Here is a 14,048-nt window from a genome sequence, read left to right on the forward strand (position 1 = left end):
GCGGCATGCGGGGCCTGGACACGGCCCGCCCGAACCCCTGGGCCGGGCCGCCGGAACCGCATGCTCGGGAGGGCCTCCTTGACCGACCGCCCGGACCTACTGGTCGACATACTCCAGTCCCGGGCCGACCGGGAGCCGGACGCCACCGCCTACGAACTCGCCGGCAGGGATGGCCGGTCCACCGTATTGAGCTACGGCCGACTCGCCGGACGTGCCTCAGCGCTGGCCCGCCAGCTCGCCGACTGCGAAGACGGCCCGGTGCTGCTGCTCTACCCCGCCGGCCTGGAGTACGTGGTCGCGGTCCTCGCCGGGTTCCTCGCCGGCCGTCCGGTGATACCCGCCTACCCGCCCGGCCAGTCCTCCGTCCCCGACCGCAGGAGGCTGTCAGGGATCGTCGAGGACGCCCGCCCGAAGGTCGTCGTCGCCCCCGAGCGGCACCCCGACATCCCGGCTGCGGCCTTCCTCAGCGTCCCGGGGCCGGAGGCCGACGACACCACGTGGTTCCGCCCCCCGGGCGCCACCGGCCAGGACATAGCGATCATCCAGTACACCTCCGGCAGCACCGGGCGCCCCCGCGGCGTCCTGGTGCGTCATGAGAGCGTCGCGGCGAACACCAGGGCAATCGCCGAGGCGTTCGGCCTGGACTCCGCCTCGCGGGGACTGACATGGCTGCCCCCGTACCACGACATGGGGCTCATCGGTGGTCTACTCGCCCCCCTTTCCTCGGGCATCCCGGTCCGGGTCGTGCCGCCGGAGGACTTCTTGAAGTCACCGCTGTCCTGGCTGCGGCAGGTCACGGAACAGCGCATCACGGTCACTGGTGGCCCGAACTTCGCGTACGACCTGTGCGTCCGCCGGGCGCACAACGACGCCGCCCTCGAAGGACTCGACCTGTCGTCGTGGCGTGTGGCGTTCAGTGGTGGGGAGGCCGTCAAGCAGCAGACCATGACGGCTTTTGCGGAACGTTTCGCCCCGGTGGGCTTCGACCCGAAGGCGTTCGTGCCCTGCTACGGGCTCGCAGAGGCGACGCTGATCGTCAGCGCCGGCCACTGGTCGGGGCCGACCCCCGACGGGACGGTCAGCTGCGGAACTCCCGTGACCGGCCAGCACGTCACCGTTGTGGACCCGGACCTGGGCGTGCCGAGCGCGGGCGGCCAGGAGGGGGAGATCTGGATCGCCGGTCGGCACATCACGCCCGGCTACTGGTCCGCGGACGGCTCCGACCTCTTCGGCGAGCTCGACGGCGAGACGTTCCTGAGGACCGGAGATCTCGGCCGGCTGAAAGACGGGGAACTCACCGTCACCGGGCGGGCCAAGGACGTCATCGTGTTCCGCGGCGCCAACCACCACGCCTCGGACGTCGAAGTGCCCGCGCTGGAACTGCTCGGCAGAAGGGCCGGCACCGCTGCCGCCTTCCTCGTGGACGGTCCCGAGCCGTGCCCCACACTGGTCGTGGAGGTACGCGGCGAGCGGACCGTGGAGCTCGCGGCGCAGGTGCGCGCAGCGGTGCTCGGCGGCACCGGGCTCCCGCTGGGGCTGGTGATCCTGGTGCCGCCGCGTGCGGTGCCGCGCACGTCGAGCGGGAAGGTCCGGCGGTCCCGGTGCCGCGAGGAGTTCCTGGCGGGAGCGTACGACGACGCCGTCGCCAACGACGAGACGAAGTTGGGCGAACTGACCGCCGCGCGCACCGCGGTGGACGGATCGGCCGAAGTGGCCACGACCGGGCTGACCACGCTGATCTGCGGGATCGTCGCCGGGGTCCGGAACATCCCGGAAGTCCGGCCGACGGACGGCCTGATCGACCTGGGCCTCGACTCGGTGCTGGCCGCCGAGGCCGCGGCCGTCCTGGAGGACACGCTGGACCTGCCCGTACCCCTGCGGGTGGTGTTCTCGGCCGCGACCCCACAGGACCTGGCCGAAGGACTGGTGGCGCAATGGCTCGCTGAGGGGCGGGCCACGGACTCGGTACACGACCGCGTCCACTCGGTGATCAAGGGCGAGGCGGCGGCGTAATGGACCTGACGACCGGACGAAACCTGGTGGAACGCTGGCGCAGTGCGCGCACTGCGAGCGGGCCCACCTCCATCAGCCCCGCGCAGCAGGGCATCTGGCTCTTCGAGGGGCTCCACCCGGGCACCGCGGTGTTCAACCTGAGCTTCGCCGCCCGCCACACGGGCGCGCTCGACCACGAGCGTCTCGACTCGGCGGTCGCCGCCCTGGTCGACCGCCATCCGGCCCTGCGCAGCGGCTTCCGTGCGGGGCCCGAGGGACCGGTCCGCGAGGTGCTCACCGATCCCGAGCCGGTGACCGCCTGGACCGACCTGCGCGAAGACCCGGAAGCGGCCGAAAAGCTCGCCGAGCAGGTGGCCGGCACGCCGTTCGACCTCGGCCGCGCCCCACTCGTGCGGGTACACGGCTTCCAGCTCCGCGACGAAGAACACCTGCTGGTCTTCGTCACCCACCACCTGGTGTGCGACGGCGGCTCACTACGGATCCTGCTCGGCGAGCTCGAAACCCTCTACGGCGGAGCCGAGCTGACTTCCCCCACCTGGGACGTCCCCGCTCCTCGGGTAGACGCCAAGGCCCTCGCGTACTGGAAGGAGCAGCTCGCTGGTCTACCCGTCCTCGATCTGCCCACCGACCATCCGCGAACGGCGGACTCCGGCTTCCGGGCCGGTTCGGTCCCGCTGTCGCTGCCCGCCGATCTGGTGAGCGCCGCCGAAGGGCTCGCGAAGGAGGAGAACACCACCCTGTTCACGGTCCTCCTCGCCGCCTACCAGCTGCTCCTGGGCCGCCACACCGGGCAGAGCGACTTCGGCGTGGGCGTGCCCGAGGCCGGCCGCGCCCGGCCCGGTACGCACGGCGTCGTCGGACTGATCACCAACCCGCTGGTCCTGCGCACCGACCTTTCCGGACGCCCCAGCTTCCGCGAATTGGTCCGCCGCGCCAAGGACACCGCCCTGACCGCGCTCGCACACCGCGAGGCCCCTTTCGAGGACGTCGTCGCCGCGCTCGCGACCGGCCGCAGCACCGACCGCTCGCCGCTGTTCCGCACCCACTTCGTCTTCCACGGCGAGCTCAGCACCCCCCGTCTCGGCGACAGCCCGCTGCAACCGGTCCAGCTTCCGCGGCCGGCCACCCAGCACGACGTCGAACTCCACCTGTGGCGCGACGGCGAACAGCTGTGGGGCACCTGGGACTACAACGCCGAGGTCTTCGACTCGTCGACGGCCGGTCGTACCGCCGAGCGCCTGCACGCACTGCTGGCCGAGGCACTCGCCGACCCCGACCGAGTCGCCGCCGACCTCGACCCGCACACCCCCGAAGACCGCGAGTTCCTCGCCCGGTGGGGCACCGGAGCACGACCCGACAACCGGTCCGCGCGTCTCACCGACCTGTTCGCCGAACAGGTCGCGCGGGTACCAGACGCGCCCGCCGTCACCGACGCCCGGCAGCAGCTCACCTACCGCCAGCTCGACGAACGCTCCAACCAGCTCGCCCACCAACTGCGAGCCGGAGGAACCGGCGCCGAGGACATCGTCGGCATCCAGCTGACGCGCACCGTCGACCTCGCCGTCGCGATGCTCGGCATCCTCAAGGCCGGCGCCGCCTACCTGCCGCTCGACCCGGCCTACCCGGCCGAGCGCATCGAGTTCATGCGCCGGGACAGCGGGGCCCGCACGATCCTCACCGAACTCGACCACGAAGCCCTCGACCGGCAACCACTGACTCCCCCCGACGACATCGGCACCCGCCCGGACTCGCTCGCCTACGTCCTCTACACCTCGGGCTCCACGGGCACCCCGAAGGCCGTCGCCCTCACCCACGCGAGCACCGTGGAAATGGTGCGCTGGGGGTTGGGCGAGTACACCACCCACCAGCTGTCACGGGTACTGGCCTCCACGTCCGTCTGCTTCGACGTCTCGGTCTTCGAGTTCTTCGGTCCGCTGAGCGCGGGCGGCACGGTCGTCGTCGTCGACGACCCGCTCGCGCTGTTGGCACCCGACGCCCCCGAGGTCACCCTGATCTGCACGGTGCCGTCCGCGGCCCGGGAACTGGTCGCCGGCGGCGGACTGCGCGGCACCCCGAAGGTGATCGGGTTGGGTGGCGAGGCACTGCCCGGCGCCCTCGTCGAGGACCTGTACGCCACCGGGTACGTCGAGGCCGTGTACAACCTGTACGGCCCCAGCGAGGACACCACGTACTCCACCTACTCCCGCGTGGCCCGGGGCGAACAGCAGCCGCCGATCGGGCGGCCCGTCCCGCACGAGCGCGCATACGTCCTGGACACGGAGCTTCGCCCGGTGCCGGTGGGCGCCGTCGGCGAGCTGTACCTCAGCGGCCGGGGCCTGGCCCGCGGCTATCTGAAGCGGCCCGCACTGACCGCCGCCCGCTTCGTGCCCGACCCCTTCACCCCGGGCGGACGGATGTACCGCACCGGCGACCTGGTCCGGTACCGCCCGGACGGCGAGCTGTCCTACCTCGGGCGCCAGGACTTCCAGGTCAAGGTGCGCGGGCAGCGCATCGAACTGGGCGAGATCGAAGCCGCCCTGCGCGGGCGCCCCGAGGTGGGCGACGCCGTCGCCATGATGCACGGGGACCGGCTCGTGGGATACGTCACCGGCACGGCTCCCGGCGACATCGACCACGCCGAACTCCGCGACCACCTGCGACGGACGCTGACCGACGCGATGGTGCCGTCCTCCTTCGTGGTACTCGACGCCATTCCGCGCACCCCGAACGGCAAGGTCGACCGACGCGCTCTGCCCGCCCCCGTACAGAAGGGCAGCCGGGGCGAAGCACCCCGGGGCGAAGCCGAACAGGTGGTCGCCGGCATCTGGCGGGAACTCCTCGGCGTCCAGGACATCGGGCGCGATGACGACTTCTTCGACCTGGGCGGGCACTCGCTGCTCGCCGGGCAGGTCCTCAACCGGCTGCGCGAGCGGGCCGGTGTGGAAGCCCCCGTCCGTCTGGTCTTCGAACGGTCCGTGCTGTCCGAGCTGGCGGCGGCCCTGCAAACCTCCGGCACCTCGCCCGCGCCCACCGTCACCCCCCGCCGAGCTGGACCCGACGGCACCGCGCTGGCCGCCGCGACGACCGGTCAACAACAGCTGTGGTTCCTGTGCCGGATCGATCCCGCCGCCCACCGCGCCTGGCTGATGCAGGGCGCGCTGCGCCTCACCGGCACCGTCCGCCCCGACCTCCTCGACCAGGCGCTGCGCACCGTCATAGGACGCCACGAGGCCCTTCGCACCACGTTCCGCGAAACGGACGGGCAGCTGGAGCAACTCATCCATCCCGAGCCGCTCTCCGGCCTCGAACAGGTCTGCCTGGGCGCGGAGTCAGAGCTACCGGCACTCGCCGAAGAGGCCGCCGGAGGGCTCGACATGAGCACGGGCCCGCTGCTGCGCGTGCACCTCGCGAAGTGGGGCGAGCAGGACCACGCGCTGCTGCTCACCGTTCACCACCTCATCGCGGACGGCTGGTCCCTCGCCGTCCTGGGCGAAGAGCTCGGTCGGGCCTACTCGGCGCTGTGCGAAGAGCGCGACGCCGATCTGCCGGAGCTCGCGGTCCAGTACGCCGACTACGCCGCCTGGCAGCGAGCAGCCCTCGACAGCGGCGCCCTCGACGCCCACCTGGCCTACTGGCGAAGCCGGCTCAAGGACCTGGCACCGCTGGAACTGCGGACCGACCGGCTGCGTCCGGCCCGCCCGAGCTATCGCGGCGCCCTGGCACGCCACCGGGTCTCCGCCGAGGTCGCAGGACGGCTGCACGCCCAGGGCGCACAGCACTCGGCCAGCCCCTACATGGTGCTACTCACGGCGTTCTTCGTGCTGATGCACCGGCATAGCGAGCAGGAGGACATCGCGGTCGGCTCGCCCGTCGCGGGCCGCGGCCACAGCGAGTTCGAGCGTCTGATCGGGTTCTTCCTGCACACCGTGGTGCTACGCGCCGAGGTCCACGACGACGCTTCCTTCACCACACTGCTCCAACAGGTCCGGCAGAGCGTGCTCGACGCCCTCGAACACCAGAACGCGCCGTTCGAGGCGGTCCTGGCCGAGCTCGACCTGCCCGCCCGCGGCCCGAGCCGCACCCCGCTGTTCGACGTGATGTTCAACTACCTCAACCAGCCCGGCTCCCGTTTCTCGGCCCCGGGTCTGACCGCCGAACAGATGGCGACCGAGCGGTTGCCCGCCAAGTACGACCTTGAGCTGTACGTCGAGGACCTGCCCGACGGCTCCGTCGACCTGCTGCTCAGCTACAGCCAGGACCTGTTCGAAGCGGACACCGCCGAGGCCCTACTCGACCGGTACGTCACACTGCTCGGCCAGGTCGCGGCGGACCCCCAGCGTCCCGTCGGCGACCTGCACCTCAGCAGAGGCACCGGCATACCCCTCACCCCCTCCGTCGCGCCCGAAGGCGGCACCGTCGCCACGGGCTTCCTGAAACGGGTGGCGCTGCACCCCGACCGGCCCGCCCTGTGGACTTCGGACACCACGCTCAGCTACGCCGAACTCGACCACCGTGCACGCCTCCTCGGCGGCGCCCTGCGCGAGCAGGTGACGACCGAGCACGGCCGGGTCGGCATCCTGTGTGGGCAGGGCACCGAGGTCCCCGTCGCGATGCTCGGCATCATGGCGGCAGGCCACGCCTACATGCCGCTCGACACCAACGCCCCCGAGGGGCGCCTTTCACAGCTCATCGAACTCACCGACGCCGACGCCGTCGTCACCGACCGCGCCAACCGGGCACTGGCCGAGAAGATCGCTGGCGGCCGACCCGTGCTCGACGTGAACGACGCCACCGCCCGGCCGCTGGACACCTGGACCCCGCTCGACCCGAACGCCGTCGCGTACGTGCTGTTCACCTCCGGCTCCACCGGCCTTCCCAAAGCGGTCCTGCAGAGCCACCACAACGTGGCCCGTCACGTGTACGCCTACGCCAGCGTCCTCGGGGTGACGGAGACGGACCGGCTCAGCATGGTCTGCTCCTACACCGCCGACGGCGCCGGCCAGGACCTCTACTCAGCACTCGTCCACGGAGCCACCGCCTGCCCCATGGACCTGCGCCGGGACGGGGCCGAAGCGGTCCGCGAGACCCTGTCCCGCTCCGGCGTGACCATCTACCACTCCACCCCGACCGCGTTCCGTGAACTCGCCACCGCCGCCGGCGCCCCGGACTGGCCCGACACCCTGCACACCACTGCGTACGGCGGCGAGAAACTCACCGGCGACGACGTCGCCTTCATCCAGCGCAAGCTCCCCGCCTGCCGGATCGTCAATGTCTACGGGCTCACCGAGTGCAGCGTCGCTCTGATGCACGTCATCGAACCCGGCGAGGCGCTGCCCCGCGCATCGGTGTCCATCGGCCGCCCCATCCCCGGAGTCGACGTCCACCTGCGGGGCGCGGACGGCCGTCCCGCCGAGCTCTTCGGTGAGATCATCTGCTCCGGGCCGTCCCTGGCCCTGGGCTACCTCGACCCGGCCCAGACGGCGGCCGTCTTCCACGACGGCCCCGAGGGTCGCAGCTACCGCACCGGAGATCTCGCCTGGCTGCTCCCCGACGGTTCCCTGGAACTCGTCGGCCGCCGCGACGGCCAGGTCAAGCTGTGGGGTCACCGCGTCGAGACCGGCGAAGTGGAGGCCCGACTCCGTGCCCTGCCCGGAGTCACCGACGCCGCGGTCGTCCCCGTCACCGACCCGGCCGGACAGCTCCAGCTGGCCGGATACTTCACCGGACCGGCCGAGCAGGGCGACCTGAGGGCCCGGTTGTACGCGATCCTGCCGCACTACATGGTGCCCAGGGTGCTCGTTCCGATGGCGAGCCTGCCCTACACCCGAACCGCGAAGATCAGCCGCACCGAGCTGCCCCCACCGGACTGGTACGCGCCGGCCCCCTCCGCCCCGCCCCGCACCCCCACCGAGCAGGCCATCGCCGACGTCATCAGCGAGGTGCTCGGGGTCGCCACGGTCGGTCGGCAGGACAACTTCTTCGACCTGGGCGGGCAGTCGCTCCAGGCCTCGAAGGTGGTCGGCAAGCTGCGCGAGGAGCTCGGCGTCGAGGTGTCCGTCCGACAGGTCTTCGAGCTCGGAACGGTCGAGCGCATCGCAGCCGCCCTGGCACCGGGTCGTCCCGGGATCGAGCCACGCGCAGCGGACGCCGAAGCCGTCCTCTCGTACGACCAGCAGCGGCTCTGGCTGGAGGACCAGCTACGTTCCTCCGTCGCCTACAACGTGCACGGAAGGCAGCGGCTCCTCGGCGAACTCGATGTGGCGGCGCTGGAGCGCAGCATCCGGGCGATCATCGCCCGGCACGAGACGCTGCGCACCACCTTCCCCGTGGTCGATGGCCACACGATCCAGTCGGTGGCGGACGCCGACGACACCTGGACCCTCGCCACCGAGGACCTGAGCGGCTTCGCCGGCGACCGCGAGGGCGCCGCGCTGAAACTCGCGGACGAGCAGGCCACCACCGCCTTCGACCTGGCGAACGGCCCCCTCTTCCAGTGCCTCCTGATCAAACTCGCCGACGGCGAACACCTGCTGAGCATCACGATCCACCACATCGTCTCGGACGCCTGGTCGATCCGGCTCTTCCTCACGGAACTCTCACGGCTGTACGAAGCGAACGGTGACCCCGACGCGGCGGGCCTCGCACCACTCGCCGTCCAGTACCGCGACTACGCGGCCTGGCAGCGGGAGTGGCTGACTCCACAGAAGTTGGAGGCACAGGTCGGCTACTGGCGCCAACAACTCGACGGCGCACCGCCCGCCCTCGACCTGCCGGTCGCGCAGCGGCGCACCCCGGCCCAGGGCACCGAGGGCGGCCGAGTGTGGGCAGAGCTCTCCGCCGAGGAGACGAGGACCCTGCACGAGCTGTGCCGTGCCCACGGCGTCACCCCCTTCATGCTGCTGCTGACCCTGCTGGCGACGGTGCTGCACCGCTGGTCCGGACAGGACGACCTGGTCATCGGGGCCCCCGTCACCACCCGGAACGACGCCGCGACCAACGACCTGATCGGGTTCTTCGTCAACACCCTCCCGCTCCGCATCGACCTCTCCGGCGATCCGGCCTTCGACACACTGCTCGGCCGGGTCCGCAAGGTCGCCCTCGACGGGTACACGCACAACGAAGACACCCCGTTCGATGTGCTCGTGAGCGAACTGCAGGTTCCTCGCGACCCCACCCGAACCCCGCTCTTCCAGGTCATCTTGAACATGGTGGAGAGCACCTCGCAGGACTGGGAGCTCGGCGGCGTCTCCGTGCGGAACGTGGACCCGCCCGCCCTACCCAGCAAGTTCGACCTCGCGTTGACCGCCCACACCTCTGAGGCGGCCGTAAAGTTCGAACTCGTCTTCCACCGGGACCGGTACGACTCCGCGATGATGGACGCCCTGCTCGAACAGGTGCGTGCCCTGTTGGTCGGCGCCGCGGCCGACCCGGCACTCGGCATCCTCGACTACCCCCTGCACGCTCTCGCGGAAACCGCCGCGCCCCACGACGCCCCGGCGGCGGCACCGCACCCTGTGCGCCCCGCGCCGGACAGGATCGCGCTGACCGACGGCGCCAACTCCTGGACGTACGCGCAGCTGTACGAGGCGGCCGACGAGGTGGCCCGGGCCGTGGCCGATCACGGCGACGGGGACGTGGCCGTGATCAAACGGCACACGGCTGGCTTCGCCCTCGCGGTGCTCGGCTGTGCTCGGGCGGGCATCCCCTTCTCGGCCACCGAAGCCGAGAGGGGCCTGGCCAACCATCCGTTCATCAGTGCCGTCCTCGACCCGGACCCGTCCGAGGACACCCCCGAGAGCGCGGTCGACGTCCGAGCCCTGCTCGCGCAGGTCGACGGCGGAGCGGCCGACCGCCCGATGCCCGAGGAGGCCGACTGGACGCTCGGCCGGTACGACCTCGGCCCCGAAGACCGGTTCGCCGTACTCTCCGGCGGCTCCGGACCGGTGCTGTCGGCGTTCAACGCCTCTCGCGCGGCCGGCGCGACCCTTGTGGTACCCGACCGCTCGACCACCGGGGACCCCCGAGCCCTGTACGACTGGCTGCGGCGCACCTCGGTGACCGTGCTCCACCTGACCGCCCCGCAGCTTCGGGGCCTGGCGGCGCACGGGGGGCCACTGCCCTCGCTGCGGTACGTCTTCCTCGAGAACGACGGCCGGCTGACGTCCCAGGACGTGGAGCTCGTACACAGTCTGGCGAGGCCCAACGGGGTCGTCGCCCTCTACGGGCTGAGCACGACCGGCCGTCCACTGGCGGCCTTCGACCTACCGGAGGGCTGGCGAGCCCAGACCGCTCCGCTCCGGGTCCCCGTCGGCACCGAAGCGGGAGGCTCCCGCCTGGAACTGCTGAACCGGGGAGGCCAGCCGGTGGCACCGGGCGAGATCGCGGAGATCCGTTTCGCAGGGCGGCCGACCACCGACCTGGGGCGCCGGCTTCCTGACGGAACAGTGGAGTTCGCTGTCGCCGCAGGCACCCGGAGTGACCCGGTGGAGGTCGCTGCGGCCCTTCGGGACCTTCCCGCGGTACGGGACGCGCTGGTGACCGAGGTTCCCGGCTCGGACGGCCTGGTCAGCCTCGTCGCCTTCATCGCCGCTGAGGAGGGCACGGTGAACGCCTCCGAACTGCGCCAGCACCTCACCCTCAGGCTGCCGGAATACCTGATGCCCCAACAACTCATACTCCTTGACCGGCTCCCGCTCACCCCGGACGGCGACTACGACGTTCTCGCCCTACCCGATCCCGCTGGGGACGACGCACGGGACCCGTACGTGGCACCCCGCACCCCGGTGGAACACCAACTCGTCGAGATCTTCGAGGAACTCCTCGGCGTCAAGGGCGTGGGCGTCCACAACACCTTCTTCGAGCTGAACGGCTTCTCGCTGCTCGCGACCCAGCTGGTCTCCCGGATCAGGGAGACCTTCCGGCTCGAAGTGGCGCTGCGGCAGGTCTTCGAGTCTCCGACGGTCGAGAGCCTGGCCCAGTTGATCGTCCGCCTGCAGGCCGAACAGGCGGACGCAGCCGCCGTGGAGGCCCTGCTCAGCGAGTTGGAGTAGCTCCCGCGGCCCGGGGAGTGTCGAGTACGCCCCGGCGGATGCGTATCCGCCGGGCGTACTCGGGGTCGCGGCTCATGAGCACCAGATGGGTGCGGCGCAGCGCGTGATGCGGGATGCCCGGCCACAGGTGGTGGACGGTGTGGTAGCCGTCGGCGTGCGGATGGACGAGCAGGCGCTGCACCAGCCCGATGTTGGAGATGGTGGCTTCGAAGACGGTGTCGCAGTCGGAGTAGATGTGCTCGTCGGCCTCGGCGACGAGCCTCAGCACCGGAAGCACCACGAAGGCCGAGACGATCCAGAACCCCTCGGCCAGGACCGCGGCAAAGGGGCCCGCGAACAAACCCGTGGGAACAGCCACGACCACCACGCTCCACAGCAGTGCCGCGGTGGTCACCGACAGGTCAGACCTGACTTCGCGCAGCCAGCCGATCTGGTATCGCACCGCCCGCCCGAGCACCGAGGCCGCGAACGCCCCGGCAGAGGAGCGTCGCATCCCTTCGAGGTCGAGTTCCGCGTAGCGCCGCCGGTCGGGGTCCTGCGAAGTTCCGAACCTGCCGTGGTGCCTCAGGTGGCTCTCGCGGTAGTCGGACAGCCGGCCACCGGTGGGCAGCCCCGCAAGCAGCCACCCCAGCGCGTCGTTCCAACGACGCTGGTGGCGAGCCCAGTTGTAGTGCGAGGCCTCGTGCGTGAGGTTCTCCAGCGCCCGCAACTGGCGAGCGACGACGAGGCAACCGAGCACGACGAGGGGCAACGCCACCCAGACGCTCACGGCGGCCAGCAGCCAACCGCACGCCACCGACACCGACACCGCGACCACCACATCGAGGGCCGCACAACTCATCGTGAGAAGGGGCCGGGTGCGGTGCGCGGCGGCGATCTCCGCGCGCAGATCCGGGGCCAGCCGGTACCCCTTCCGGTACGGCCTTTCCTCCCCCAGTCGGGCGATAGGGCGTGTCGGGTGCGTATTCATCGGTTCCCCCCCGGCTGGCAATAGAGCGGCGTCCGTCTGTTGCTGGGGGAGGCACGCGAATACGTCGCGACGCTCTCGGCTGACCTGACGCGAACGCGGAGAGCCGAGTGAATTCATTCACCGGGTCATTCACCGAGGCGGAGACTCACAGGAGTTCCGCCGAGAGCGCCGCTGACGTGCAGTCGCACCGACCGGTGGCCGAACACCGGTCACACGCCAACTCCTTGCCGCAGTAAGCCCTTCAAGCCTTCGCGACAACAGCCGCGAGAGCCTCCGCAGCGTTCCTTGTCGTCCGTCATGCTATGAAGCCCCGGCTATCAATTCCTGTCCCCTCAACTGGGGACCGTTGGAGGGAGGCCGGTATGCGGCGCCCGCCGGTACACCAGGGATTACCGGCCAGCTCTTTTCAGACCCGATCGAGAGCGGTACAGACGCAGACCCGGTTTCCGTCGGGATCGGCGAGCACGGTGAAGGACGGAGCGTGGGTGTCGTCGACCACCGTGCCTCCGGCGGCCAACGCGCGGGCGATGCGCTCGTCAGCCGTCTCCGGCGCGAGCCAGAGGTCGATGTGCCAGCGTTGCCGCGGAGTCGGATGCTGCCCGGTGGCCTGGAACCACGTGCTGGGCACCCGGTTCGTCGAGTCGAAGACCGTGTCGCGCACCAGCGCTCTGTCACGATCCCCGGTGAGCAGGGCCGACCAGAACGGGCCCATCTCGACGGCTGAAGGAGTGTCGAGCACCAACTCGATCTGTGTGACCTCACCGGGGTGGGCGCTCAGTCCGTGCTCCGCAGCGAGCCGGGAGACGCAACGGGCCCGATCGATGTCCGAGTCCGTCACACGCCGGCGCCCACTGTGAGCATCCACGGTGTAGAGCGTGACATCGACGAAACCTGGCCCCAGCCGGATCTCGGGGACCTCGTACCCACAAGCGACCGCCTCACGGGCGACCGCCGCGGCGAACTCGGCCCCCCTGACGCCGTCGGCAACCCGGTAGCGAGCCATGAGGGGCTGGGCGAGCTTGCGCCACTCCCCGAGCCCGGCGTCGATCGTCTTCAGGATCTCCCGGTTGCCAAGCACATCCATGCCCTCATGGTGCCAGCCCCGGACCAAGCCCGCCCGGCCTTGTCCGTACCGGCGTCGACGCTCACGCGCGGGGGCGAGCAGGCGCCGATCGGGACGAAAACACCCCCCTGACCGCGTTTCCGCAGGTCAGAGGGGTGTATACGTGTGGAGCCTAGGGGAGTCGAACCCCTGACATCTGCCATGCAAAGACAGCGCTCTACCAACTGAGCTAAGGCCCCGAAAAAGCGGACGCGACCGGTCTCACCAGGTCGTGGCCCCTTCCGCAGAACAGAGTACCGGGTCACCCCCCGGATATCGCAAAATGATAGGGACTCCCGGCGGGCGACCACGCTCCGTAGGATGCTCGCGAGGTTCGCACCAGCGAAGGCAGGGGAGTAGTAGTGGACGCAGTACAGCAAGAGGCTTCGGCAAGAGCAAGAGAGCTTCAGCGCAGCTGGTACGGGGAACCGTTGGGAGCGCTCTTCCGCCGACTCATAGATGATCTCGGGCTCAATCAGGCCCGTCTGGCAGCGGTGCTCGGCCTGTCCGCTCCCATGCTGTCGCAGTTGATGAGCGGCCAGCGCGCCAAGATCGGAAATCCTGCCGTGGTCCAGCGCGTCCAGGCCCTTCAGGAGCTCGCCAGCCAGGTTGCCGACGGCAGCATCAGCGCCGCCGAGGCCACCGGGCGGATGGACGAGATCAAGCGGACCCAGGGGGGTTCGGTGTTGAGCAACACCACCCAGAGCAGTTCCAGTTCGGGCGCCCCCACGGTCCGCCGGGTGGTGCGCGAGATCCAGTCGCTGTTGCGGTCGGTCGCCGCGGCCGGCGACATCATCGAAGCAGCCGACTCCCTCGCCCCGAGCCACCCGGAACTGGCAGAGTTCCTCCGGGTGTACGGCGCCGGGCGGACCGCGGACGCGGTGGCCCACTACGAGGCGCACCAAGGCTGATC

5 protein-coding genes and 1 tRNA gene are annotated in these 14,048 nt (G+C 70.7%); 3 read left to right on the forward strand and 3 right to left on the reverse strand.

Annotation, left to right across the window (positions count from 1 at the left end; translation table 11 throughout):
* Positions 1-78 precede the first annotated feature (78 nt).
* Together ACFYMC_RS19850 and ACFYMC_RS19855 are read left to right on the forward strand one after the other, a co-directional pair.
* Positions 79-2,013 (forward strand): AMP-binding protein, encoded by a 1,935-nt coding sequence (locus ACFYMC_RS19850; protein WP_388526792.1) that lies wholly within the window; start codon positions 79-81, stop codon positions 2,011-2,013.
* Positions 2,013-11,063 (forward strand): amino acid adenylation domain-containing protein, encoded by a 9,051-nt coding sequence (locus ACFYMC_RS19855; RefSeq protein ID WP_388526795.1) that lies wholly within the window; start codon positions 2,013-2,015, stop codon positions 11,061-11,063. Before ACFYMC_RS19850 ends, ACFYMC_RS19855 begins: the two co-directional genes overlap by 1 nt.
* On the opposite strand, the gene ACFYMC_RS19860 is transcribed toward ACFYMC_RS19855, so the two are convergent.
* From ACFYMC_RS19860 to ACFYMC_RS19870, 3 genes are all read right to left on the reverse strand, one after another.
* Positions 11,047-12,033: a fatty acid desaturase family protein gene (locus ACFYMC_RS19860; protein WP_388526798.1), complete on the reverse strand. Its 987-nt coding sequence runs from the start codon at positions 12,031-12,033 to the stop codon at positions 11,047-11,049. The genes ACFYMC_RS19855 and ACFYMC_RS19860 overlap by 17 nt on opposite strands.
* A gap of 406 nt (positions 12,034-12,439) precedes the next feature.
* Positions 12,440-13,117, reverse strand: a complete 678-nt coding sequence (locus ACFYMC_RS19865; RefSeq protein ID WP_388526802.1) for a VOC family protein — start codon at positions 13,115-13,117, stop codon at positions 12,440-12,442.
* A 145-nt stretch (positions 13,118-13,262) separates the two neighbouring features.
* Positions 13,263-13,335, reverse strand: a tRNA-Ala gene (locus tag ACFYMC_RS19870).
* Between the two features lie 162 nt (positions 13,336-13,497).
* Here ACFYMC_RS19870 and ACFYMC_RS19875 point away from each other — a divergent pair.
* Positions 13,498-14,046 (forward strand): helix-turn-helix domain-containing protein, encoded by a 549-nt coding sequence (locus tag ACFYMC_RS19875; protein WP_388526805.1) that lies wholly within the window; start codon positions 13,498-13,500, stop codon positions 14,044-14,046.
* Positions 14,047-14,048 lie beyond the last annotated feature (2 nt).

The sequence above is a fragment of the Streptomyces sp. NPDC006879 genome (assembly GCF_042869595.1).
In the GTDB taxonomy this organism is placed as follows: Bacteria; Actinomycetota; Actinomycetes; order Streptomycetales; family Streptomycetaceae; genus Streptomyces.

Bases quoted from the DNA above. Each gene is read 5' to 3' on its own strand.
- ACFYMC_RS19865 (WP_388526802.1), bottom strand. From the start codon at position 13,117: ATGGATGTGCTTGGCAACCGGGAGATCCTGAAGACGATCGACGCCGGG.
- ACFYMC_RS19860 (WP_388526798.1), bottom strand. From the start codon at position 12,033: ATGAATACGCACCCGACACGCCCTATCGCCCGACTGGGGGAGGAAAGG.
- ACFYMC_RS19855 (WP_388526795.1), top strand. From the start codon at position 2,013: ATGGACCTGACGACCGGACGAAACCTGGTGGAACGCTGGCGCAGTGCG.